At 67.3% G+C, this 24,390-nt stretch carries 22 protein-coding genes; 11 read left to right on the forward strand and 11 right to left on the reverse strand.

Going from position 1 to position 24,390, the window contains the following annotated elements; genetic code table 11:
- The first annotated feature begins 54 nt into the window (after positions 1 to 54).
- On the forward strand, positions 55 to 495 hold the full coding sequence (locus M1247_RS26590; RefSeq protein ID WP_317159409.1) for an SPW repeat protein: 441 nt from the start codon (positions 55 to 57) through the stop codon (positions 493 to 495).
- A gap of 46 nt (positions 496 to 541) precedes the next feature.
- Here M1247_RS26590 and ilvD read toward each other — a convergent pair whose 3' ends face one another.
- The gene (gene ilvD, locus M1247_RS26595; protein WP_317159410.1) at positions 542 to 2,245 is read right to left on the reverse strand and encodes a dihydroxy-acid dehydratase; all 1,704 of its coding nucleotides are present in this window, start codon (positions 2,243 to 2,245) and stop codon (positions 542 to 544) included.
- A 107-nt stretch (positions 2,246 to 2,352) separates the two neighbouring features.
- Here ilvD and ricR point away from each other — a divergent pair, with 107 nt between their 5' ends.
- Entirely contained in the window at positions 2,353 to 2,652 is a 300-nt protein-coding gene (gene ricR, locus M1247_RS26600; RefSeq protein ID WP_317159411.1) for a copper-sensing transcriptional repressor RicR, read from the forward strand.
- A 52-nt stretch (positions 2,653 to 2,704) separates the two neighbouring features.
- Here ricR and M1247_RS26605 read toward each other — a convergent pair whose 3' ends face one another.
- Positions 2,705 to 2,992: a thiamine-binding protein gene (locus M1247_RS26605; RefSeq protein ID WP_317159412.1), complete on the reverse strand. Its 288-nt coding sequence runs from the start codon at positions 2,990 to 2,992 to the stop codon at positions 2,705 to 2,707.
- A 73-nt stretch (positions 2,993 to 3,065) separates the two neighbouring features.
- On the opposite strand from M1247_RS26605, the gene M1247_RS26610 reads away from it, so the two are divergent.
- The gene (locus tag M1247_RS26610; RefSeq protein ID WP_317159413.1) at positions 3,066 to 4,283 is read left to right on the forward strand and encodes an MFS transporter; all 1,218 of its coding nucleotides are present in this window, start codon (positions 3,066 to 3,068) and stop codon (positions 4,281 to 4,283) included.
- A 143-nt stretch (positions 4,284 to 4,426) separates the two neighbouring features.
- Positions 4,427 to 5,449, forward strand: a complete 1,023-nt coding sequence (locus M1247_RS26615) for a L,D-transpeptidase (protein ID WP_317159414.1) — start codon at positions 4,427 to 4,429, stop codon at positions 5,447 to 5,449.
- Between the two features lie 58 nt (positions 5,450 to 5,507).
- On the opposite strand, the gene M1247_RS26620 is transcribed toward M1247_RS26615, so the two are convergent.
- Positions 5,508 to 7,586: a M13 family metallopeptidase gene (locus M1247_RS26620; RefSeq protein ID WP_410506948.1), complete on the reverse strand. Its 2,079-nt coding sequence runs from the start codon at positions 7,584 to 7,586 to the stop codon at positions 5,508 to 5,510.
- Here M1247_RS26620 and M1247_RS26625 point away from each other — a divergent pair.
- Together M1247_RS26625 and M1247_RS26630 are read left to right on the forward strand one after the other, a co-directional pair.
- Positions 7,585 to 8,187: a hypothetical protein gene (locus M1247_RS26625; RefSeq protein ID WP_317159415.1), complete on the forward strand. Its 603-nt coding sequence runs from the start codon at positions 7,585 to 7,587 to the stop codon at positions 8,185 to 8,187. The two genes, M1247_RS26620 and M1247_RS26625, sit on opposite strands and share 2 nt — an antisense overlap.
- Entirely contained in the window at positions 8,184 to 8,873 is a 690-nt protein-coding gene (locus M1247_RS26630; RefSeq protein ID WP_317159416.1) for a hypothetical protein, read from the forward strand. The genes M1247_RS26625 and M1247_RS26630 overlap by 4 nt, the downstream gene beginning before the upstream one ends.
- A gap of 4 nt (positions 8,874 to 8,877) precedes the next feature.
- On the opposite strand, the gene M1247_RS26635 is transcribed toward M1247_RS26630, so the two are convergent.
- Positions 8,878 to 9,480, reverse strand: a complete 603-nt coding sequence (locus tag M1247_RS26635) for an XRE family transcriptional regulator (RefSeq protein WP_317159417.1) — start codon at positions 9,478 to 9,480, stop codon at positions 8,878 to 8,880.
- Positions 9,477 to 12,338 (reverse strand): MMPL family transporter, encoded by a 2,862-nt coding sequence (locus M1247_RS26640; RefSeq protein WP_317159418.1) that lies wholly within the window; start codon positions 12,336 to 12,338, stop codon positions 9,477 to 9,479. The genes M1247_RS26635 and M1247_RS26640 overlap by 4 nt, the downstream gene beginning before the upstream one ends.
- 274 nt (positions 12,339 to 12,612) lie before the next feature.
- Between M1247_RS26640 and M1247_RS26645 the strand changes: the two genes are divergently transcribed.
- From M1247_RS26645 to M1247_RS26660, 4 genes are all read left to right on the forward strand, one after another.
- Positions 12,613 to 13,170, forward strand: a complete 558-nt coding sequence (locus M1247_RS26645) for a hemophore (protein ID WP_317159419.1) — start codon at positions 12,613 to 12,615, stop codon at positions 13,168 to 13,170.
- Positions 13,171 to 13,351: 181 nt separating this feature from the next.
- On the forward strand, positions 13,352 to 13,738 hold the full coding sequence (locus tag M1247_RS26650; RefSeq protein WP_317159420.1) for a heme-binding protein: 387 nt from the start codon (positions 13,352 to 13,354) through the stop codon (positions 13,736 to 13,738).
- Between the two features lie 77 nt (positions 13,739 to 13,815).
- The gene (locus M1247_RS26655; protein ID WP_317159545.1) at positions 13,816 to 14,484 is read left to right on the forward strand and encodes a response regulator transcription factor; all 669 of its coding nucleotides are present in this window, start codon (positions 13,816 to 13,818) and stop codon (positions 14,482 to 14,484) included.
- A gap of 23 nt (positions 14,485 to 14,507) precedes the next feature.
- Complete coding sequence (locus M1247_RS26660; protein ID WP_317159421.1) at positions 14,508 to 15,845, forward strand: HAMP domain-containing sensor histidine kinase; 1,338 nt, start codon at positions 14,508 to 14,510, stop codon at positions 15,843 to 15,845.
- Here the strand turns inward: M1247_RS26660 and M1247_RS26665 are convergent.
- Genes M1247_RS26665 through M1247_RS26675 form a run of 3 tightly spaced genes read right to left on the reverse strand, consistent with a single transcriptional unit; the run spans position 15,833 to position 18,485 of the window.
- Positions 15,833 to 16,207: a DUF3054 domain-containing protein gene (locus tag M1247_RS26665; protein WP_317159422.1), complete on the reverse strand. Its 375-nt coding sequence runs from the start codon at positions 16,205 to 16,207 to the stop codon at positions 15,833 to 15,835. The genes M1247_RS26660 and M1247_RS26665 overlap by 13 nt on opposite strands.
- Positions 16,194 to 17,399, reverse strand: coding sequence for a M23 family metallopeptidase (locus tag M1247_RS26670; protein WP_317159423.1), 1,206 nt, complete (start codon positions 17,397 to 17,399; stop codon positions 16,194 to 16,196). The genes M1247_RS26665 and M1247_RS26670 overlap by 14 nt, the downstream gene beginning before the upstream one ends.
- Positions 17,400 to 17,408: 9 nt before the next feature.
- Entirely contained in the window at positions 17,409 to 18,485 is a 1,077-nt protein-coding gene (locus tag M1247_RS26675; protein ID WP_317159424.1) for a lysylphosphatidylglycerol synthase transmembrane domain-containing protein, read from the reverse strand.
- A 71-nt stretch (positions 18,486 to 18,556) separates the two neighbouring features.
- Between M1247_RS26675 and M1247_RS26680 the strand changes: the two genes are divergently transcribed.
- Positions 18,557 to 19,699 carry an AI-2E family transporter gene (locus tag M1247_RS26680; RefSeq protein WP_317159425.1) on the forward strand — a complete coding sequence of 381 codons (1,143 nt, stop codon included), beginning with the start codon at positions 18,557 to 18,559 and terminating at the stop codon, positions 19,697 to 19,699.
- Positions 19,700 to 19,707: 8 nt separating this feature from the next.
- Here the strand turns inward: M1247_RS26680 and mmpL3 are convergent, their stop codons facing one another.
- The 3 genes from mmpL3 to trmB all read right to left on the reverse strand — a co-directional run bounded on the left by mmpL3 (position 19,708) and on the right by trmB (position 24,296).
- On the reverse strand, positions 19,708 to 22,761 hold the full coding sequence (mmpL3, locus tag M1247_RS26685; protein WP_317159426.1) for a trehalose monomycolate exporter MmpL3: 3,054 nt from the start codon (positions 22,759 to 22,761) through the stop codon (positions 19,708 to 19,710).
- Positions 22,762 to 22,824: 63 nt separating this feature from the next.
- Positions 22,825 to 23,538, reverse strand: coding sequence for an NYN domain-containing protein (locus M1247_RS26690; RefSeq protein WP_317159427.1), 714 nt, complete (start codon positions 23,536 to 23,538; stop codon positions 22,825 to 22,827).
- Positions 23,535 to 24,296 (reverse strand): tRNA (guanosine(46)-N7)-methyltransferase TrmB, encoded by a 762-nt coding sequence (gene trmB, locus M1247_RS26695; protein WP_410506949.1) that lies wholly within the window; start codon positions 24,294 to 24,296, stop codon positions 23,535 to 23,537. The genes M1247_RS26690 and trmB overlap by 4 nt, the downstream gene beginning before the upstream one ends.
- Between the last annotated feature and the right edge of the window lie 94 nt (positions 24,297 to 24,390).

Consider the following 24,390-nt stretch of genomic DNA (forward strand, 5'->3'; position numbering starts at 1 on the left):
GATGGGTGCGGTGAGGACCCAAAATCCTTGCCGTGTAACGGAAAGGATACGAAAATGGCTACAGTCCATTCATCGATCGATCAACACCCGGATATCGTGGCACTGCGGGCCGGATATGACCGTGTCGCGGAGTCGATGACCGCGCAGGCCACGTTCGGCCTGACGTTGCTGGCAGCGGTTTATGTCGCGCTGTCGCCGTGGATCGTCAACTACGACGCCTTCAGCAGGCTGACCGTCAACGATCTGATCGTCGGCGGGATGATCGGCTTCCTGGCTGTGTGCTTCAGCTGCGCACTGGACCGCGCCCACGGTATGACCTGGACACTGCCGGTCTTCGGGGTGTGGCTCATCATCTCGCCGTGGATCTATGTCAGCGGACCGACCGCAGGCATGATCTGGTCACACGTGATCAGCGGGGCGATCGTCACGGTGCTGGGACTCGTCGCGGCGTACTTCGGGATGCAGGTGCGCAAATCGGAGGGCAGGCACGGCTGAGCCACCCTTGAGCAGTACCGCACGCTCGCGTAGCCGGGTGACCCGCCTACGTGCAGACGGCGCCGACGGCGGCCGAGCCCACCAGCTTGGTGTACTTGGCCAGCACCCCGGTGGTGTAGACCGGCGGCAACGGCTCGAAACCCGCTTTGCGGGCCTCGAATTCGTCGGCGTCGACGAGCACGTCCAGCGTGCCCTTGGCGACGTCGAGCCGGATCCGGTCACCGTCGCGTACGAACGCGATCGGGCCACCGTCGACGGCCTCGGGTGCGACGTGCCCGACGCACAGCCCGGTGGTGCCACCGGAGAAGCGGCCGTCGGTCATCAGCAGCACATCCTTGCCCAGCCCGGCGCCCTTGATCGCACCCGTGATGGCCAGCATCTCGCGCATGCCCGGGCCGCCCTTGGGGCCTTCGTAGCGGATCACGACGACGTCGCCGTGTGTGATGGTGCCGTCCTCCAGCGCATCCAGTGCGGCCCGTTCCCGCTCGAAAACCCTTGCGGTGCCCTCGAACACGTCGGAGTCGAAACCTGCCGACTTCACCACGGCCCCCTCCGGGGCCAGTGAGCCGTGCAGGATGGTGATGCCACCGGTCGGGTGGATCGGGTTGTTCATCGCCCGCAGGACCTTGCCGTCCGGGTCGGGCGGCGCGATGTGGGCCAGGTTCTCGGCCATGGTCTGACCGGTGATCGTCAGGCAATCGCCGTGCAGCAGACCGGCGTCCAGCAGGGCGCGCATCACGACGGGGACACCGCCGATCTCATCGACGTCCTTCATCACGTGCCGGCCGAACGGTTTCACGTCGGCCAGGTGCGGCACCTTGGCGCCGACCCGGATGAAGTCGTCGAGCGTCAGCGGCACGCGTGCCTCGTACGCGATGGCCAGCAGGTGCAGCACCGCATTGGTGGATCCGCCGAACGCCATCACCACCGCGATCGCGTTCTCGAACGCCTCCTTGGTGAGGATGTCGGCGGTGGTGATGCCGCGCCGCAGGAGTTCGACGACCGCTTCGCCGGATTTGCGGGCGTACTCGTCGCGGCGCTTGTCGATGGCGACAGGAGAGGCGCTGCCCGGCAATGACATGCCCAGCGCCTCGGCCGCTGATGCCATGGTGTTGGCGGTATACATGCCGCCGCACGCGCCCTCACCCGGACAGATTGCGCGCTCGATGATGTCGACGTCTTCACGTGACATCAGACCCCGCGCGCAGGCTCCGACCGCCTCGAAGGCGTCGATGATCGTGACTTCCTTCTCGGTGCCGTCGGTGAGCTTGGCGACCCCCGGCATGATCGAGCCGTTGTAGAGGAACACCGAGGCCAGGCTCAACCGGGCGGCCGCCATCAGCATGCCGGGGATTGACTTGTCGCAGCCGGCCAGCAGCACTGTGCCGTCAAGGCGTTCGGCCTGGACCACGGTCTCGACGCTGTCGGCGATCACCTCACGGGAGACCAGCGAGAAGTGCATCCCCTCGTGACCCATGGAGATGCCGTCGGACACCGAGATGGTGCCGAACTCCAGCGGATACCCGCCGCCCGCGTGCACACCCTGCTTGACCGACTGCGCGAGTCGCTGCAGCGACATGTTGCACGGAGTGATCTCGTTCCACGACGACCCGACACCGATCTGCGGTTTCACCCAGTCGTCGTCGCCCATGCCCACCGCACGTAACATCCCGCGGGCTGCGGTCTTTTCCAGGCCGTCGGTGACGTCGCGGCTGCGCGGTTTGATATCTGGCTTGGAGTCTGAGGGCATAAGTAGCAGTATGCCCGCGCGGTTTCCCGCGACAAAACCGATATCCATACCCCCATGGGGTACCGGTATGCTGGTGTGATAACACCCTCGACAAACGGGAGACGGACATGGCTGAGGATTCGGCGGTACACGGCTACTCGGCGCAGAAGGAAAACTACGCCAAACGCCTGCGGCGGATCGAAGGCCAGGTCCGCGGTATTGCCAAGATGATCGACGAGGACAAGTACTGCATCGATGTCCTCACCCAGATCAGCGCCGTCAACAGTGCCCTGCAATCAGTGGCGCTGGGCCTGCTGGACGAGCACCTCGGGCACTGCGTCAGCCACGCCGTCGCCGAGGGCGGCGAGCAGGCCGACGCCAAGCTCGCCGAGGCTTCCGCGGCGATCGCCCGGTTGGTCCGGTCTTAGCTCGTGATTTCGGCGTGATCGGTTCCGCTGAGCGCAACCGATCACGCCGAAATCACCGGTTGATGCGTTCCACTTTCGCCGTGAGCTGCCCGGTGTAGCCGGGCCGGATATCGGCTTTGAGGACCAGGCTGACGCGTGGTGCCGTCGCGGCAACGGCTTCCACTGCTTGTTTGACCACCGCCATCACCTCATCCCATTCACCTTCGATGTTGGTGAACATCGCATTGGTTTCGTTCGGCAGACCTGAGGCGCGGACCACGCGCACCGCCTCGGCCACGGCCGCCCCGACACCGCCGGAGTCGTCGCCGCCGGATGGACTCACACTGAAGGCAACAATCACGCCTTCGATTCTGCGCGCCCGCAGGCGTGGGTTGTCCGGTACCGCCACTTCAAGCCACTACCGTGGCCTGCAGATGACCGTGGATCCGCCGACGACACGCGCACGCCCGTGGACACCACGGGTGACCATCCAACTCACGGTGTTGGCGGCGGCGGCCTTCGTCTACGTCACGGCCGAGATCCTGCCGGTCGGTGCGCTGCCGGCGATCTCCGCCGATCTGCAGGTCAGTGCGGGACTCGTCGGCACCCTGATGGCGTCCTACGCACTGGTCGCCGCGGTGACCACGGTGCTGCTGGTGCGGCTCACCGCGCACTGGCCGCGGCGCCGCACCTTGGTCTTCACCTTGGTGTTTCTGACTGTCTCCCAAGTTATCTCGGCATTGGCGCCCAACTTCGCGGTGCTGGCCGGTGGCCGGGTGCTGTGTGCACTCACCCACGGCCTGATGTGGTCGGTGATCGCGCCGATCGGCGCCCGCCTGGTCCCGCCGAGCCACGCCGGGCGGGCCACCGCGGCCGTCTACGTCGGCACCGCGATGGCGTTGGTGGTGGGAACTCCGCTGACGGCGGCGATGAGCGAACTGTGGGGCTGGCGCATGGCTGTGGCGGCCGTGGCGGTCGCGGCTGCAATGGTGACGCTGGCGGCGACCGTGACACTGCCGCCGATGCTCTCGACCCACGAGCCCGCGGCGGCGCGGCACCGCCACCGCCACAACGCACGGCTGGTGACGCTGTCGGTGCTGACCCTGATCGGCGTCACCGGGCATTTCGTCGCCTACACGTTCATCGTGGTCATCATCCGGGACGTGGTCGGTGTGCACGGTCCACGGCTGGCCTGGTTGCTGGCCGCCTTCGGCGTCGCAGGCCTGATCGCGATGGCGGCGATGGCCCGTCCCCTGGATCACTGGCCGAAGGCATCGGTGGTGGGCTGCCTGGCGGTGCTGGCGACCGCGTTGGTGACGCTGTCGCTGCTGGCGTCCGGGCACCGGCCCGGGGTGCTGTTGGGCACGGCCGCGATCGTGCTGTGGGGAGCCGCGTCGACCGCGCTGCCACCCATGCTGCAGGCCTCGGCGATGCGGACCGCGCCCAGCGATCCGGACGGGGCCTCGGGCCTGTACGTCGCGACCTTCCAGATCGGCATCATGGGCGGTGCGCTGGCAGGCGGGGTGATCTACGACGGCGTCGGCCTGGCCGCGGTGGTGGCCGTGGCCGCCGCGCTCATCATCGCCGCGATGGGCGGCGTACTGCTCACCCGCGGCGTTTTCCGAGTTTCCTGCGTGACCAGCGACAAGTAACGCTGCTCACCCCGGCGCCGACTAACACTGCAGTTCAGCGCTGTGGAATCAGTCGGTGTCGAGATATGAGAGCCTCTCGCGGCGGTAGCTGGTCCCCATGCTGTGACACACTGGGTCCAAGTTGTGCTCTTTGGAGGTAACAGATGCCGAAATCGGCAAAACGTAGATTGATCACCGCATTTCTGGCAGCTGGACTGGTCGGCGGACTGGTCATGAGCCCGTCTGCGCTGGCAGATCCCGAGGTGCCGCCGCCACCGCCTGCACCTGGCGTTCCTGATCCGATGGCGCCCCCGCCGGACCCCTTCGCGTTCCCGCCGCCGCAGGACCCGTTCGCACCGCCTGCCCCGGCAGCCGACCCGGCCGGGCCTTCTGTGGTCAACAACTACGGCGCCCCTTCGGTCATCCCCGCGGGTACCCCGGCGGGCCAGAACCCGACCCCGTTCACCGGAGAGCCGCCGTTCCTGCCGCCGTCGTTCAACCCGGTCAACGGGTCGATGGTGGGCGTGGCCAAGCCCATCTACATTCAGTTCCAGCGGCCGATCGCCGACCGGCAGATGGCCGAGGACGCGATCCGCATCACCTCGAACCCGCCCGTGCCCGGCCGCTTCTACTGGGTCAACGACACCCAGGTGCGCTGGCGCCCGCAGGACTTCTGGCCGGCCAACACCGTGGTGAACATCGACGCGGCGGGCACCAAGTCCAGCTTCCGGGTCGGTGACTACCTGGTGGCCACGGTCGACGACGCGACCCACCAGATGGAGATCAGGCGCAACGGGAAGCTTGAGAAGACCTTCCCGATGTCGATGGGCAAGTCCGACGGCAAGCATGAGACCAAGAACGGCACCTACTACGTGCTGGAGAAGTTCCCCGACATCATCATGGACTCCTCCACCTACGGCGTGCCGGTGGACTCCAAGGAGGGCTACAAGCTGAAGGTGCAGAACGCGGTCCGCATCGACAACAGCGGCATCTTCGTACACAGTGCCCCGTGGTCGGTCGGTGACCAGGGCAAGCGGAACGTCAGCCACGGCTGTATCAACCTCAGCCCGGCAAACGCACAGTGGTTCTACGACCAATTCGGCAGTGGCGACCCCGTCGTGATCAAGAACTCCGGTGGCGGCCTCTACAACCAGCCCGACGGTGCGTCCGACTGGCAGATCTTCTGACCCAGCCGAGCACAACAAAACCCCCGCAGTTCGCTGCGGGGGTTTTGTGTTCGGTGGCTCAGTTCCAGATACGGACGCGCTGCTGCGGTTCCAGATACAACTCGTCGGAGTCGTTGACCTCGAACGCCTCGTAGAACGAGTCGATATTGCGGATGACGCCGTTGCACCGGAACTCCGGCGGGGAATGCGGGTCCACCGCCAGTCGCCGGATCGCCTCGGCATCACGGGACTTGGTGCGCCACACCTGAGCCCAGCCGAAATACACGCGCTGCACCCCGGTCAGCCCGTCGATCACCGGCGCTTCCCGGCCCTTCAGCGACAGCTCGTAGGCCAGCAACGCGATGGACAACCCGCCGAGGTCACCGATGTTCTCGCCGACCGTGAAGGCGCCGTTCACATGGTGTGACGGGTCCAACCCACGCGGGGTGAACTTCTCGTATTGGTCGATCAAAGCCTTTGTCCGGACTCCGAACTCGGCACGGTCGGCATCGGTCCACCAGTCGACCAGGTTGCCGTCGCCGTCGTACTTGGCGCCCTGGTCGTCGAAGCCGTGGCCGATCTCGTGGCCGATCACCGCGCCGATGCCGCCGTAGTTCGCGGCGTCGTCGGCCTCCGCGTCGAAGAACGGCGGCTGCAGAATCGCTGCGGGAAAGACGATTTCGTTCATACCCGGGTTGTAGTAGGCGTTGACCGTCTGCGGCGTCATGAACCATTCGTCGCGGTCCACCGGGCCGCCGAGCTTGTTCAGCTCGCGGTCCGAGCTGACGGCATGCCCGCGCAGGTAGTTGCCGTACAGATCATCGCGTTCGATCACCAGCGCCGAATAGTCCCGCCAGCGCGCCGGATAGCCGATCTTCGGGGTGAACTTGTCCAGCTTGGCCAGCGCCTTGGCCCTGGTCTCCGGGGTCATCCAGTCCAGATCGTTGATGCTGACCCGGTAGGCCTCGCGCAGGTTGGCCACCAGCTCGTCCATCCGGGCCTTGGCCTCCGGCGGAAAGTGCCGCTGCACATAAAGTTTGCCCAGGATGTCGCCGGTCAGGTTCTCCACCACCGAAACCGCGCGCTTCCAGCGGTCGCGGATCTCCTCGGTGCCGGACAGTGTGCGCCCGTAGAACGAGAAGTCTTCGGCCACCAGGTCATCGGTCAGCAGCCCCGCGCGGGCATGGATGAGGCGCCAGCGCGCCCAGTCCTTCCAATCGTCGAGGGCCTCGGAGGACCACGCCGCGGCGAACGCGGTCAGATAGTCGGGCTGACGTACCACCAGCTCGTCGACCTGCCCGGCCGTCGCGCCCAGCGCACCGGCCCAGCCCGCCCAGTCGAATCCGGGGGCGTCTGCAGACAGGTCGGCGAACCGGCGCAGGTTGTAGGTCAGGTCGGCGTCGCGGCGTTTGACCACGTCCCAGTGCGCGGCGGCCAGTTTGGACTCCAGCGCGACGATCCGAGCCGCGGTGTCGGCATGAGCGGCCGCCGAATCCGCCCCGTAGACCAGGCCGAACATCCTGGCGATGTGCGCCGGGTAGGCGGCCAGGATCTCGGCGTGCTGCTCATCGCGGTAGTACGACTCGTCGGGCAACCCGATGCCCGACTGGCTCACGTGCAGCAGATAGCGCGTCGAATCCTTGGAATCGGTGTCGACGTACACCCCCGCTCCACCGCCCACACCTGCGCGCTGCAGCCCGCCCAGTACCGCGGCGAGCGCCTGCGCGTCGGCGGCGCCGTCGATGAGAGCGAGCTCATCGCGCAGCGGTTGCAGGCCACGCTCGGCGATCCGGGCCTCGTCCATGAAGCTGGCGTACAGATCGCCGATGCGTTGCTCATCGGTGCCGGGGGCCGCACCGGACTGCGCGGCCTGGCTGATGAGATCGCGGATCTGCTCCTCGGCCCGGTCGTACAGCGAGCGGAAGGCGCCGTCGGTGGCCCGGTCGGCGGGGATCTCATACTCCGTCAGCCAGCGGCCGTTGACGTGGCCGAACAGGTCATCTTGCGCGCGGGCCTGCGGGTCGACATGGCTCAGGTCGATACCGGACTTGATTGTCGCTGCGGCTCCGCCACGGGAAGTTTCTAGCGTCACCCCAACATGCTGCCAGAAGCCGGCGCGGTGCCCGGCCGAAACCCCGCCCGGTACCCTCACGGCCATGCCCGACGCCCCCAGCAAGGCCAGCACCGACGACAGCGGCGGCCACGACGGCATGTTCACCGGCTACGGGGTCGCCTCGGCGGTGCTCGGGGTGATCGCCGTGGCCGCGGTGGTGCTGGGCGTGATGATGTGGTCCGGTCACCGTGGCGAAGTCGCCGAGCGCTCCTATCAGACCCGGGTGCTGCAGGCCGCGGCCGACTGGACCAATGTGCTGATCAATATGAACAAGGACACCGTCGAGGCCGGTATGCAGAAATTGCACGACGGCACCGTCGGCCAACTCAACACCGACTTCGATGCCACGGTGCAGCCGTTCCGGGATCTGGTGCGCAAACTGCAGACCGACACCACCGGCCAGATCGACTCGGTGGCCATCGAATCGCTCTACCACCCGCCTGCGCCCGATGGCGCGGCCCCCGAACAGCCGCAACGTGAGCTGAGCGGCCTGGTGTCCCGGATCGACACCGTGCTCGTCGTCGCGACCTCGATCAGCAAGAACGCGGGCGCCGACAAACCGCAGACCGTGCGCTGGAACCTGCGGCTGGACGTCTCCGATGTGGAAGGCCAACTCATGATCTCCCGGCTGGAGCCGATCCGATGAGGAACCGGTTGCGGGTGCTGGCCTTCGACATCGCCGCCCCGGTGGCCGCGATCGTCGCGCTGGTGTTCATCGGCATCGTGCTGGCCTGGCCGCTGTGGTGGGTTTCGGTGTGCTCGGTGCTGTGTCTGCTGATCGTGCAGGGCGTGATCGTCGATTTCGCCCTGATGCGCCGTGACGGCGTCACCGTCGGCACCGACGACGACGGTCCGGGGCTGCGGCTGGCGGTGGTGGGCGTGGCCGCCGCCGCACTCGTGGCCGCGGTGGTGATCGGCTACCTGCGCTGGACCGTGCCGGACCGCACGTTCAACAGCGACCGGGCTGAGGTGGTGCGCATCGCCAGCAGTGTCTCTGAGGCCACCGCGACGTTCACGCCGCAGAGCCCGACCGCCTCCATCGACCGGGCGACCGGCCTGATGTCACCGGAGCGGGCCGAGCAGTTCAAGAACGAATTCGCCGCCGTGGCAAAGGAATTGACCAGTAAGAACGTATCGGCCCAGGCCAGCACCATATCGGCGGGGGTGGAGGCACTCGGGCCGGAGATGGCAAGCGTGGCGGTGGTGCTCCGCGGTACCCAGAGCGTGCCCGGCAAGCCGGCCGACAACGCCGTGCTGGCATTGCGGGTCGCGCTGACCAAGAAGGACGGGCGCTGGCTGGTCGACGATGTGACCCCGCTGCACTCCCGCTAGGAGGCTAGGAAGACTTGCCGCGCTGGGCGGCGATCTTGGCGAATCGGTCGGAGAGCCGCTGCATCCGCAGCAGCAACGACGCAGGCGGGCTGGTGCGGCCCTCCAGATAATTCGCGAACGATTCGTTGGATACCCCGATGCGCGACGCGAACTCCTGCGGCTGCAGCGCCGAACGACGCAGCAGCGCCTGGATCTGACGGGCGACCTCGGCCCGCTCGGTGGCTTCCAGGTGTTCGCGGGTGCGCACCATGACTTCCGAGAGAGCCTTGGAAACCCCGTAGGGCCGTGCGGTTTCCAGCACTTCCTCGACCTGGCGGGCAGTCCGGCCGTAGGGATCCCGTTTGATGGCCGCCACGATCCGTTGCCACACAGCCAGGTCGTCAGTCTCCAGCGCGGCACGGATCGCTGCGGTGGGCCAGTATTCGACCGGACGATCGTCGAACGCGGGGCGGCGAACCGGGGCGGGCTGCGGCGGGGGCGGGGTGGCGCGTCGGCCCGCAGGATCCTTGGCGCCCGGACGTGATGCCGGAATCCGTTGGGGCTGCGCCCGTTTGCCGGATGGCACACCTTCGCGACGCGTATCCCGCGTATCAGCAGTCAACGTCACTTCGCCTCCTCCAGCATGGCCACCGCAACCGACAGGCAGCGTTGCCTGACGAGCGCCCAATCCTCAGCTGCCTCAGGTCCTGACATTCTCACGTCGTGCTCGTCGGACGGCTGCGGGTCGGCAAGGCGGCGCACCAACTGCGTGGCCACCCACCGATTCCTCGGGCGCTGCCCACAGTAGTACCGATCCATTCCGGACAACACCTGTGCTGCGGTTAGAGTTTCCATTGAATCCACAAGATCGGCGAACTCCGCGAAGTCTTTGGTGCTGTTCCGGCACATGATCAGATAGCCCTTCAGGCGCAGTGTCTCGGCACCGGTCGGGATCTGCAGCCGGTCCCCGGTCGGCAGCTGCACATTGGTGGTCTCCACCGGGCCGCGGCGTTCCACCGGCGCCCGCATCGCGTCGGCTTCGGTCTCCAACGCGTCCACCGCCACCGACAGCCTGCCACGCCACATGGTGACCGGGTGCACCCCGGGCGGGCACGGTTTGGCGCGGCCGGGCCGCTGGGCCCCCAGCCGGGTGCTGGGCTTCCTGCAGCCGCTGAACGCCAGCGGGTCCGTCACGACGATCGTCTGCGGCGCCAGCGTCTTCATGCGGGCCGCGGTGCGGACCATCATCCGGAGGTCGGAGCCGGACGGGCCCAGCGCGGAGATGTCGTCGGGAATGATCACCAGGTCGCTGACCTGGATCTTCGGCAGCGGCTTCTCGAAGTCCACTTCGGGCAGCAGGCGGTCCAGCCAACGCGGCAGCCACCAGTTCCACTCGTCGAACATGGCCATCAAGGCAGGCACCAGCACCAGCCGCACGATGGTTGCGTCGACTGCGATCGCCACCGCGCACGCGACCCCGATCTGGGCCACCAGCGGCATACCGGCGAATGCGAACCCGATGAACACCGCGATCATGATCAACGCGGCGCTGGTGATGGTGCGGGCGCTCGTGCTGACCCCGTAGGCGACGGCGTCGCGGGTGTTGTTGGTCTGCAGGAACCGCTCCCGGATACGGGTGAGCAGGAAGATCTCGTAGTCCATCGACAGCCCGAACGTCATGGCCAGCACCAGCGGAGGGACCGTGCTGTCCAGCGACGACAGCTGCTCGAAGCCGAGCTCCTCGAACCAGCCCCACTGGAAGACCGCGACGAGACTGCCGTAGGCCGCGGCCACCGACAGCACGGTCATCAGCACGCCCTTGAGCGCGAGGACCACCGACCGGATCGACACCAACAGCATCACGAACGCGATCAGTGCGACGAACAGGAACACCAGCGGCTGGGTGGCCGACACCCGGTCGTCGAAATCCTTGATCAGCGCGGTCGGACCGCCCACGTCGATCTGGGCCTCAGGGGCGGCCACCTGGGGCAGGTTGCCGCGCATCCAGTCGACGGCCTCGCGTGCCGCCATGTCCTCGGGGTCCACCGAGAGCACCGCCGAGAGCAGCGCGCTGTCGTTGTTGTCGGAGAACGCCGGCGGCTGCACCGTGAGGACACTCGGGGCCTGCTGCATCTCGCGGCGGATCTCGTCGAGGGTCGCGGTGCCTGCAGGGCTGTCTGCATTCCCGTTGGGGAAGGTCACCAGGACCCGCACCGGGCCGAGCGCGCCGGGACCGAGCGCATCGGCTGCGGCGTTGACCCCGCCGCGGATCTCGTGCGTCGGCTCGAACTGCCGCTGCATGCTGTTGCCGAGCACCATCCCGAAGGCCGGTGCGGCCAAGGTCAACAGCACCACGACGGCGGCCAGTGCCGACGCCCAGGGGCGCCGCATCACCGAGCCGGTCCAGCGGGTCCAGAACCGGGACTGGCTCGCCTCCGCGCGCCGCGACCAGTGCAGGTACGACGAGCGCTTGGCCGCGGCGCGACCGAAGGTGGCCAGTACCGCAGGCGTCAGCGTCGTCGACGTCAGCACCGCGACCGCGACCGCGAGGATCGCGCCGGTGGCCATCGACACCAGAACCGGGGTGTTGATCAGGTAGATGCCGGTCACCGAGGCGATCACGGTCAGACCGGACAGCGCCACGGCAAGACCGGAGGTGGCCATCGCGGCGTCGGCGGCATCCTCGGGTTCGCGCCCGGCCCGCAGCTCCTCACGGAACCGCATCAGGATGAACAGTGAGTAGTCGATGGCCAGGGCGATACCGAACATCGACACCGTCGACGTCACGAACACGCTCATCGTGGTGATCATCGACAGCGCATAGACCAGGCCCATGGTCACCACGACCGTGCAGATGCCGAGCACCAGCGGCAACGCGGCCGCGGCCAGCGACCCGAACACCGCGAGCAGAACGATCAGCACGATCGGCAGGTTCCACTTCTCGGCCTGGGCGATGTCGTGCTTGGTGGCCTGGGTGGCGGCCGCGCCGAGGGCGCCCTGGCCGATCACGTAGTACTTGACCTTGCCGCTCTCGCTCTGGCCCGGCTCCTCGCCGTGGATTCCGACCTTCTGGCGCAGCTGCTTGGCGGTGTCCACTGCGCCGGTGTTGTTGAAATCCAGCTGCAGGGTGATCACGTAGGGCCGGTCGGGTTGCGGTGCCGGCTGCTGGGGATTGGGCAGGATCGTGACGCTCGGCACCTCGGCGGCGAACCGTTCGAGCTGCGCCACCGCGGCGTTCATGTCCTCGAAGGACGCGTCCGCCCGCGGCGCGGCGACCAGTGCCAACGGGGAGGCGCCCTGATCAGGGAAATGTTCCTCGAGTTGCCGCTGTACATGCAGCGACTGAGAGCCCTCGACCTCGAACCCGCCGCCGGTGAGGTTCGACGACTGGTTCAGTGCGAGGAAGATCGAGGGCACCAGAAGGAGCAACCAGGCCGCGAACACCGCCCAGCGGAACCTGCGCAGACTGCTGCTCAAGCGCATCATGAACTGCTGGATTCGATGTCCCCGCTTTCTCCCCCCGGCGTTGCGTAGCGTGAGCGTACCTCGGCGCGGGTATGGTGGCCCGCCGCTCGGACGGTTCTGAGATCACTCTGAGATTCGGCGGGGCGAAGCCGTGGCAGCGGCTAACGGAATTGGCTGGCTCGGCGACATAGATGGCAAGATGGCCCCCGGCTGCACGTCCGTCGGGGTCCTCGCATGCCGCCGACGCAGTGTTTGCGAGGCAGGTAGACGATCGCAGGCCGTAAGGAGTAGTCCCATGAGTTCGATCAACGGTGCGCTGCGGCGCAGTATTGCCGGCGCATTCGCTGTATCGGCAGCTGGAGGTTTGGCGGTCGCGGTGCTGATGGTGCCTGCCGCCGAGGCCGCCACCGATCCCTGCGCGGCCAGTGAGGTCGCCAAGACCATCGGCAACGTAGCCACCGACACCGGTGAGTACCTCGATGAGCACCCGCAGACCAACCAGGCGCTCACCACCATCAGCAAGCAGCAGGCCGGGCCGCAGTCGCTCGGCGCGCTGAAAACCTACTTCGACGCCAACCCGCAGGTGGCCAAGGACGTCCAGGCGTTGCAGCAGCCGTTGGTCACGCTGAGTGCACGGTGCAAACTGCCGCTGAGCATTCCGCAGCTGATGGGCCTCATGCAGGCCGCGCAGCAGCAGGGCGGCGCGGCCGCCGGAAGTTTGCCGGCGGGGCTGCCTTCGGCCCAGACCGTCGGCGTGCCGGGCGTCTCGGCGCCGGCCCAGTCCGCCCCGGCGTCGGCGGCCAGCCAGGGCGCCGGCCCGCTTCCCGGGCCCAGCGCACGCACCGCGCGCTAGCCCGGATCGGATCGGGCCCGCCGCGAGTTGCCCGCGAAGACGACTCTGAACTGCGGTTTTTGACGATGTCGGGATTGGTTCAGCGCAAGGCAAGAAACTATCCACAGATTCTGCTTAGCTTTTCTAAGCCGCTAACCGCTTGGGGTTACGGCCTTCCCCCATCCGATGAAGGAGCTTGACCATGTTGCTCTCGGCCCGTAATACGCGGCGCGTGGTAGCTGGCGTGGCCGGCGCCGGTGCAGTAGCCGGCGCGATGCTGTTCGGTGCCATCCCGTCGGCACTGGCTGATGACCCGGCTCAGAACCCCCCCAACTGCAGCGCGGCCGATCTGGCCGGTGTGGCGTCGGGTGTCTCGGCATCGACCTCCGCGTACCTGTTCACCCATCCCGATGTGAACTGGTTCTTCACCAGCCTGGAAGGCAAGTCCCGTGAGGACGTGCGCACCGAGGTGAAGACCTACCTGGATCAGAACCAGCAGGTGAAGGCCGAGCTGACCGGAATCCGCCAGCCACTGGTCGATCTGAAGAACCGCTGCGGCTCGGCGGCACCGACGCCCGACGTACCGTAGTCCGCGTGCGGGTGGGAGATACCCCCGCGGGCGACGACGGACCACTCGCGCCGGAGAGCGCGAGCCGGACGGTGCTGATGGTCGACGACGATCCGGATGTCAGAACTTCGGTTGCCCGCGGATTGCGGCATTCGGGGTTCGACGTCCGGGTCGCGGCGACCGGTAAGGAAGCACTGCGGCTGCTGTCCAGCGAAACGCATGACGCGTTGGTGTTGGACGTCCAGATGCCTGAACTCGATGGCGTCGCTGTGGTTACTGCGTTGCGTGCGCTGGGCAACGACATACCGATCTGCGTGCTGTCGGCACGGGATACCGTCAACGACCGCATAGCCGGCCTGGAGGCAGGCGCGGACGACTATCTGACCAAACCGTTCGACCTCGGTGAGCTGGTGGCGCGGCTGCACGCGCTGTTGCGCCGCGCCAGCCATTCGGACACGCCTTCGGACACCATGACCGTCGGGCCGCTGACGATCGATACCGCCCGCCGTCTGGTGTTCGTCGCAGGCGAGCGGGTGGAACTGACCAAGCGGGAATTCGATCTGCTGGCGGTGCTGGCCGAGAACGCCGGCGTGGTGCTCTCCCGGCAGCGGCTGCTGGAACTGGTGTGGGGCTACGACTTCGACGTCGACACCAATGTCGCCGACGTGTTCATCTCCTATCTGCGACGCAAGCTGGAACGTGACGGCGTGCCCAGGGTCATCCACACCGTCCGCGGTATCGGATATGTGCTTCGGGAGGATTCGTGAGGATTCAGGGGAGCCAACGCTAGGTGTGGCTTTTCCGTCTGCTCCGGTCCACCTCGCTGCGCACCCGGGTGGCGGTCGCCGCCGCGGCTGCCGCGGCGGCGGTCGTCGCGGCGTTCACGATCCTGACGTCGGTGGTCCTGGCGAACAACGATGCCGAACAACTGGATCGGCGTCTCGACGCGATCGTGGACGCGAGCCTGAACCCTGAGCAGTTGGAGGGACCCAACCGCGGGGTGCTCACCACCGGACGGTCGGCCACCGGTGGGCAGGTGGTGTTCCAGCGCGGCTTCCAACTGCCTGCGCTTCCGCTGGGCACCCAGAACGTCGAAGTGAACGGAGTGGAGTACCGCGTCCGCACGGTCGAGGTGGACCAGCAGGGTGGCGTGCTCATGTCGGTCGGAATCCGAGCTGACAGTATCTTGTTGAGCCCCAACAGAATTCCGATGTACATCGTGGTCGGGGTGGTGACGGTGCTGCTTGCCGGGGGAGTCGGCTGGATGCTCGCCGGCCCGGCGATCCGGCCACTGCGCAAGCTGACCGAGCACACCAGCAAGCTCGGCAGCGGCACCGAAGCCATGCCGGAGGTGCGTGGTGTCCGCGAAGCCGAGGATCTCTCGCGGGCGATGTCCGGGATGCTGACCCGCTTGGCCGCCGCCCAGCGGGCAACCACCAATTCCCTTCAGGCAGCCCAGGATTTCGCCGCCAACGCCGCCCACGAGCTACGCACCCCGCTCACCGCGATGCGCGCCGACCTGGACACCCTGCGGCTGCACCACCTGCCCGACGACGAACGGGACGAGGTGGTCGCCGATCTGTCCCGCGCCCAACGCCGGGTGGAGGCCATCATCACCGCGCTTGGGCACCTGGCCTCGGGTCAGCTGGCGCAGGCCGAGGACCGCGAGCTCATCGAGGTCACCGACCTGCTCTACCGCGTCGCGCGGGAGAACGCCCGCCCCGGCGATGCGGTACAGATCGACGTGGAGGCTGCCGACGACGCGGGCACCGTGCTGGGTTGGCCGGGCGGGCTGCGCCTGGCGGTCGACAACCTGGTGCGTAACGCCGTCACCCACGGCGAGGCGACCCGAATCGTGCTGGCCGCACACCGCAGTGGCGACGTGCTGACGATCACCGTCGACGACAACGGGCGCGGATTGCCGGTCGACGAACACGAGACCGTACTGGGGCGGTTCCGCCGCGGCAGCACCGCGGGCGTGGGCGGCTCGGGACTGGGCCTGGCGCTGGTGGTGCAACAAGCCGAGTTGCACGGCGGTGAGATCAAGCTGTCCGACGGCCCGCTGGGCGGACTACGGGCGACGCTGACGGTGTCGACGGCGCCGGCCCCGCTGGATCAGGACGACTGAGAGTTCGCACGCCTGCCGGCCCCGGCCGCCACCGCACGCCAGCCCAGCAGCAGTACCGCGGTCACCAGCGTGGCGACCACGATGAAGCTGCCTGCCACCCCGGCGGAGGTGGCCTTGCGCAACAGCATGCCGATCACCACGGTGCTGACCCATACCGCAATCCCGGTGGGCGCCAGCGAGGTCGGGCGCTGCCAGCCTCGGGAGACCAGCCAGCCGACAACCGTGCCGACCAGAAACGGCCATGCCGTCTCGGCGACCCCGGCGACGGTCAGACCCTCGGCGTGGCTGCGCCGGCCGAGGGTGCAGAACACCACCACGCAGAGCAGGTCGCCAAGGAAGGCGAGCGCGCTAGTTCGCCGCATAGCTCATCACGTCCAACATCAGTGGGCTGACCTCGGTTTGGTCGCGCACGGCAAAGCCGGGCTGCAGCGCTGCCGGTTTACCGTCGAGCAGCGAATCGCCCGCGTCTGCCGATGTCAGCCTGGAGTCCAGCCGGAACGATGTGAACACGAATGGTAACCCATTGGCCGCCAGTGGATCCGGGCCGTCCATCAGGTGGAAGTGCAGATGCGGCGCGTCGGAGTTACCGCTGTTGCCCAGCGCGGCGATGACCTGCCCGCTGCTGAGGTCATCGCCGGGCTTGACCTTCAGGCTCTGCGGTTTGAGGTGCGCGTACAACGCATAGTTGCCGTCCCCGATGTCCTGGACGATGTGGTTGCCGCCGTACTGCTCCAGGGACAACCCGGTGGGGGTGACCCCCGGGGTCTGCTCGGGCAGGCCGTCGAGGACCGCCACCACGGGACCGTCGGCGACGGCGTGGATGTCCGCGCCGAAGAACGGGTAGCTTTCGACCTTGGCCCCGTCCCCGGTGAAGATGCGGCCGTCAGGGCTCAGTTGGAGATAATCGATGGCGAACCGCTCAGCGGCCCAGAGCTTTCCGTTGATCGGGTTGAGCGCCATGCGGTGTGCGGACATATCGCAGCAACTGTTGACGTCCAGCCACCTGTCGCCGGTCAGCGGCGGTGAGATGGAAGCAGGCTTGCGCGTCTGCACCGTCACCGGCGCGATGTTCTCGGTCATCTTCGGCGGGATCAGGCCGGGCATCGGCTTGGCCACACTGATCTCGATCTCATGGGTGAGTTCGGTCGGTACCTGCGCCGGATCGTCAGCCACCACATCGAGCCAGACGGTGGCGCTCTGCCCGGGGCCGAGCACATTGGTTCCAGCGGCCGGATTCCCGAGCGCGCGGGTCCAGTACTTCAGGCCGTCGCCGGTCAGGGTGAGCAACTTTCGGTCGCTGGCCATGGCGCTCACGGAACTCAGCGTCACATTGCCCGACATCGGGTTGGTCAGCATCAACTCGTAGGCCAGATGGGTACGCCCGTCGGTGGCCGGTACCGGGATCGGCGCTGCCAGTACCGATCCGATGACCGGGGTCGGCACCGCCGCCGGAGTGGTGGGCGTAGGGGTCTCCGACTGTTGAACCTGCGCCGACGAGCACGCCGTCAAGGCCATCGCGGCACCGAGTGCCACGACGATGGTCGGGTATCGCATGGCAGGCTCCTAGCCGTCGGGTTCGGTTGTGGGCTCACTGAGGTCGGGATCGATGTCTTTCTCGGTCCGGAACATGAAGAAGAACACCACCCAGCCGATCGCCGAGATGAAGATCCAGCTGACCAACCGGTAGATGAGCATCGCCGAGATCGCCGAGGCCAGGGTCATGCCGCTGGACACCAGGCCGGGGACCAGCACCGCCTCCACCACCAGCAGCCCGCCCGGCATCAGCGGGATCGATCCGACTGCCCGTGCGGCCGCGTACGCCACCGTCACCCCGGCCAGCGACGGATGGCCGCCCGCGGCGTAGCAGGCGAATGCCAGGCAGGCCACGTCGGCGATCCAATTGAACAGCGACCAACTGAACGCGACGCTGAGGTCGCGCCGGCCCAGGCTCACCGATTCCAGCTGGCACAGGATCTCGCGCCATTTGGCCAGCCCGGTGTGGTGGGGCTTTCCGCGCAGCGAGTTCAGCCAGGACAACACCTTCGCGCCGATGCCGTCGATCAGCTCGGGCCTGGTGGCCACCGCCTGGGCGAGCAGGATGATCGCCACAAAACCGCCGAGTGAAAAGATAAGTGACAGTGGGTTTTTGCTCGCACCGAGCATGAACGCGCCGCCGAGGCCGAGCAGCGCCAGGCCGACCACCTGCAGCACACCCGACATCACCAGCTGCCAGGAGGCGATCAGCGGGGAGGCACCCCAGATGCGTTGCTGCCGGTAGACGAAGGTGGCCGACAGCACCGGGCCGCCGGGCAGCGTGGTGGACAACGCGTTGCCGGCATAGAACGCCGCTTCGGACCGCCACTGCCTGATCTCCACACCGGCGGAGCGCAGCAGGGTCCGCTGAATCTGGGCGAAGCTGTGCATGGAGGCCATCGCGGCCACCACCGCGGCGAGCACCCACCACCAGTTGGCCGTCAGCAGACTTCGCCACGCCTTGGCCAGCTGGTCCCAGACCAGAGCCACCTCGACCGCCAGCACTGAGGCCGCGATGGCGATGATCAGCCAGCGCAGCCACCAGTACTTGCCGCGTGTCGGCCCGGCCCTGCCGCGGGCGGTGTCCGCCGGCGCGTCGTGTGACACGCGTACAGGGTAACTGCGCAGGTAGCTCTGACCTCACCGATGTGCGGGCGCGCCGCGGCTACGCTACCGACATGCCTTCGGATTCGGTTGCCGACGAGTCGGTAACACCCCTCGTACGCAAGGCCGCGGCGTGGTCATGGCGGGTGCTGGTGATTCTGGCCGCCGTCATCGCGTTGCTGTGGTTGGCGAAGAGACTGGAAGTGCTGGTGGTCCCCGTGGCCCTGGCCACCATGGTCACCGCGCTGCTCCTGCCCGCAGTGGACTTCATGGACTCGCGCGGGGCACCGCGTGGTGCCGCAGTGGCGTTGGTGCTGCTCACCGGCATCGCGGTCGTCGGCGGGATCCTGACGTTCGTCGTCAGCCAGTTCATCGAGGGTGCCCCCGCGCTGGTGGAACAGATGACACGCAGCATCGACGGGCTGCGGAACTGGCTCATCGACGGCCCACCGCACCTGAGCAAGGAGCAGATCGACCAGGCGGGCAACACCGCGATCGAGGCGTTGCGGGACAACCAGGAGAAGGTCACCACCGGCGCGCTGTCCACCGCGGGCACACTCACCGAACTGCTCACCGGCGCCCTGTTGACGCTGTTCACGCTGATCTTCCTGCTGCACGGCGGCCGCGGCATCTTCAGCTTCGTCACCAAGGCGGTCCCGGAGCATGTGCGCGACCGGGTGCGCGATGCCGGGCGGTCCGGCTTTCACTCACTGGTCGGCTACGTGCGGGCGACGTTCCTGGTGGCCCTCGTCGACGCTGTCGGCATCGGCACCGGTCTGGCGATCATGGGGATCCCGCTGGCCCTGCCGTTGGCCTCGCTGGTGTTCATGGGCGCCTTCATCCCGCTGGTGGGTGCGGTGGTCGCCGGATTCCTGGCGGTGATCGTCGCGCTGCTGGCCAAGGGCTTCGTCTATGCGCTGATCACCCTGGGGCTGATCATCGCGGTGCAGCAGCTGGAGGGCCATGTGCTCCAGCCGCTGGTGATGGGCCGTGCGGTGTCGATCCACCCGCTCGCGATCGTGCTGGCGATCGCCGGCGGCGGCGTGCTCGCCGGGATCGTCGGCGCGCTGCTCGCGGTGCCTGCGGTCGCATTCCTCAACAGCGCGATCCGGGTGCTGCTGGCCCGCGACCCGGAGGCCGAGGAGGCCCGACAGGATGAGACTGCGGGTGCGGGTGTGATCATGCAGGCCCGACCCGACGAACCGCCGCCCGACTAGATCGCTCGCTACAGCCTGCCCTCGCGGCGCAGCAGATCCTGCGCGCTCATCCCGCCGCCACGGCGCTTGGGCTCATCCTTGTCGCGAGTGTTGAGCTGCTCCGTCGACGGGTCCTGATCTCGCTTGCGCGGTACCGGGATGGCAGTGGTGGGGTCGGCGGCCCCACCGTTTGCCTGCGGCGCGTCCGGGTGCCGTTGTGCGCTGAACGCCGTCGTCGGCGCGTTGTCCCCGGGCGCGGGGCGGGACTGCGGCATCGCCCGGGTGGAATCCGCCGACGGCCGCGGAGGTGGTGGCGGCGGTGGCTGTGGTGGCGGGGGACCGGCCGGACCGGCCGGGCCGCCACGGAGTGCACCGAGCCAGGACTCGATCTCCCGCTCTTCACGCTGTGCTGCCGGTCCGGGCGGGCCGCCGGGTGGCGGCGGCACAGGTTGCCCCGTCGGGGGCGCTGGCGTGCGCTGAGTCGGGGTATTGGCATTGGCATTGCCGGTTGCGTTACCGACGGCGTTGTTCACCGCGTTGCGCACGGCGTTCTTGGCCATGGCGAACCGGGTGGTCGGGGGCTCCTCCGCCTGCTGCTGTGGCGGCTGCTGCTGCGGTGGCGGGGACGGGAGCCGGGTGGTTCCGGCTGCCGATGGCGCGTTGGTGCGCGGCGGCAACACGGGCCTTACCTGATCGACGCCGGGGTGCGTGGGATCGTGCGGACGGGGCCGCGGCGGAGGCGGCATCGCGGCACCGACCAGCGCGCGTTCGTCGTCGGCAGGCTCGCGCACGGTGGGACGCTTGCGTTCGTCGGGGAGTTCGGTCTCTCCGAGGCCGAGCTTCTCCTGGATCCGTTTCATCCAGAGCGGAGCCCACCAGCAGTCGTCGCCGAGCAGTTTCATGATGGCCGGCACCAGGAACATACGAATCACCGTGGCATCCAACAGAAGTGCGATCAGCAGACCGAACGCCAGATACTTCATCATCACCAGGTCGGAGAAGGCGAACGCGCCTGCGACGACGGCAAGGACCAGGGCGGCGCCGGTGATTAGGCGGCCCGTGGTCGCGGTACCGATCCGGATGGCCTCAGCGGTGGACATGCCGCGTTCGCGGGCCTCCACCATGCGGGAGACCAGGAACACCTCGTAGTCGGTGGACAGACCCCAGATCACCGCGATGATCAGGCCGATCATCGGCGCCATCAGCGGCTGCGGCGTGTAGTTCAGCCAGCCCGACCCATGGCCGTCCACGAACATCCAGGTCAGGATGCCCATCGTCGAGCCGAGCGTGAGCGCGCTCATCAGCGCCGCCTTGATCGGCAGCACGATCGATCCGAAGGCCAGGAACATCAGCACCGTGGTGGTGATGACCAGAATCGTCACCATCAGCGGCAGCCTGTCGAACAGACTGTGGATCGAGTCCTGTTCCAGCGCCGGGGTGCCACCCACCAGCACGGTGATGCCACGCGGCGGCTGCAGCGCACGCAGCCCGTCGATGTTCTGGGCGGCGTCGCCCCGATTCTCCAGGCCGTTCTGGATCACCCGCACCGACGGATCCTTCGATCCGCTGTCGTTGGCCGGGCGTTCCTTCCACATGGCGTCCGGATCATTGTCCGGATCGGTGAATCCGGGAACCGTCATCGCTTTGGCGCGCATATCGGCGATCTGCGAGTCGGTGATCGGTTCGCCGTCGTCGCGCTCCATCACCAGGGTGATCTGTTCGGTGCGGAAGCCGGGGAACAGCTTGTCGAACTGCTCCTGAGACTGGCGCACCGCGTTGTCGGGGGGCAGGTACTTCTCGCTGATCCCTGCGAGCGCGAGAGAGCCGATCGGCAGCACGAGCAGGGTCATGCCGACCAGGATCGGCGTGGCGAAGGCAATCGGCCGCTTCATCACCACGTTGACCAGCCGGCCCCAGAACCCCTTCTCGACCTCTTCACGGGTCTTGGTTTTCTGCGTCTTCTCCGCGAACCAGTCGATGATCCGGCGGGAGAACGGCCAGTTGGCCAGGAACGGCACCTTCAGCAGGGTGCGCACCCCGAGTGCGTCGACGTGGGCGCCCAGGATGCCGAGCGTCGCGGGCAGCACCGTGATCGACAGGAACGCCGCCAACATGACCGACGCGATGATCGCGTACGTGATCGATTTGAGGAAGCCGAGCGGGATCAGCAGCAGTGGCAACGAGGACGCCACGATGATCACCGCGGAGAATGCCACCGTGCGCCCCGATGTCATCACCGATCTTCGTACCGCGGTCTCGGTGTCGTAACCCTCGGCAAGTTCCTCTCGGAACCGGCTCACGATGAACAGGCCGTAGTCGATCGCGATACCGAAGCCCATCATCGTCACGACGGGTTGGGCGAAGAAGTGCACCGGCCCGAACTCGGCGGTGAGCCGCAGAATGCCCAACGCACCGGCGATGGTGAGGCCGCCGATGATCGCGGGCAGAGCGGCCGCGACCGCGCCGCCGAACACGAAGAACAGCACCACGGCCACCAGCGGGACGATGGCGATCTCCGCGCGTTTCTGGTCGGTGCCGATCGTGCCGGTCAGTTCGCTGGCCAGCGGGTTGAGCCCGGCGAGCTGGATGTCTCCGCCGTTGACCTGCTGCAGATCGGGCTCGATGGCCTGATAGTTCTTGAGGATCTCGTCGTCGTCGTCGCCCTGCAGCGGCACGCTGATGAAGGTGTGTCGCAGGTCCTGCGTCTTCATCTGGCTGACGGTGGGGTCGGTGGTGTCAGGGGCTTTCAGCCACCCGACCCAGCCGACGATGTTGTCCTTGTGGTCATCGACCAACTGGTCCAGCTCGCCGGTGACGTCTTTCTGCCAGGCCTTGTCGGTGACCTTCTTGTCATCCGGGGGCGTCAGGATGGCGACCACGTGGCTGGTCCGGTCGCGGCCGTACACCTCGTCGCCCGTCAGCGATGCCTGGACGGACTGGCTGCCTTCGTCGTAGAAACCACTCTGCGTGACGTGGTCTCCCAGACTGATTCCGTAGACGCCGCCACCGAGGCAAAGCGCCACCATGACACCGATGACGATGTACCTCAACCGGTACACCGTTCGACCCCACCAGGCGAACACTTACGCTCCTAACTAGATCTTTGGAGACCCGCGCGTTTGAAATTTCTACGTTCTTTGTAGTTGTCACACACGCGAGGTCAGTAGCGATGACAGCGGCCGGAAAGGCTGCAGCCAGGCTCCCTGCTCGGGTAGCGAGTCCAGGCCGATCCGTGGCAACGGTTCCCGGAAAACACCGGGAATATCCTCCAGATCGACAAACTCCAAGGTATCCGACGCTAGCGCCCAGCTCGCATGTTCGCGAAATCCAAGCACCTGCACGGGCGTGCCCTCGCGGGCGATTTCCTCCAGCGGTTGCCGGAACGCCTGGCCGTCTGCCGAGGCCACCAGTACCGCCGCAAGCCCTTCACTTTTGCGGAGCGCGATGTGGTCGAGCATGTCACTGTCGACGTCACTGTCGTCATCGATCTTCGGTTTTGCGAAGACCGCGAAGCCCACGTTACGCAACGCTTCCACCCAGGGCCGAACGACATCGGCGCTACCGGGGGCGATGTTCGTGAAGACGGTGGCTTCGGGCTCCAGCGTGACGTCGGTGTTGCCATCGCCGTGCGCACCGCCGAGTTCGGCCGACAGGTCGGCGGTGCGGGCCAGCAACCAGCGGCCCAGTGCGTCGAAACGGGGCCGGTGCGCGGCAGTCGGTCTGCCGCCCAGAATCGAGCCGAGTCCCATGTCCAGATTCGGTGCATCCCACACCAGCAGCACACGTTTCGGGATCGCGGTGTCCTCGGCGGATCCGGCGGATTCGGGGGCCGTCTGCGGGAAGTCCTCGGTCACGCTCATTGCCGTTTCTCCCAGATCAATTCGGCGACGTCCGGACCGGCCAGGGCCTTCTGCTCGTACTTGGTGACGGGCCGCTGCAGGGAGATCGGCAGGGCCGAACCGTCGGCGTCCGGATCGACGCGGCGCAGCAGCGGCTCGGCGTCGCCGACCTCGGCGATGTGTTCGGCATAACCGGCATGGTCGGTGGCCGCGTGCAGGACCCCACCGGGCCGTAATCGATCGGCGATGAGCGCGACCGTCGCTGGTTGCAGTAGCCGGCGCTTGTGGTGGCGGGCCTTGGGCCATGGATCCGGGAAGAACACCCGCACCCCGGTCAGCCTTTCGTGGCCGATCATGTGTTCCAGCACGTCGACGCCGTCGCCGCGGACCAGCCGGATGTTGGTGACCCCGGCCCGGTCGATCGCGCTGAGCAGCTGTGCCAGGCCCTTGCGGTACACCTCCACCGCGATCACGTCGATGTGCGGTTCGGCCTGGGCCATCGCCAGCGTCGAGATGCCGGTGCCCGAACCGATCTCCAGCACCAGCGGCGCCGACCGGCCGAACCAGGCGTCGAGGTTATTGACAACCGGGGTGCCGTCGTCGGTGCGGGCCTGGATCCCGAGTTCGGGCCACAGCCGGTCCCAGGTCTGCTGCTGTCCTCCGGACAGCGTCGAGCGCCGGGCCCGGAAGCTGGTGACCCGTGGGTAGCGGTGTGGCTGGGTGGCTGGGGGGCTGCCGGTGTCCAGCCTGGGCACGTGCATCCGTCCATGGTGTCTCATCGACGGCGATGTACCCGCATCGTGGTACAGATTGATATCCAACAGTTGCCTTCAACTGCTATGGCTGGACGGACGGACCAAACAAGCGTTCGCG

This window comes from Mycobacterium appelbergii (genome assembly GCF_032883035.1).
Taxonomy (GTDB): domain Bacteria; phylum Actinomycetota; class Actinomycetes; order Mycobacteriales; family Mycobacteriaceae; genus Mycobacterium; species Mycobacterium appelbergii.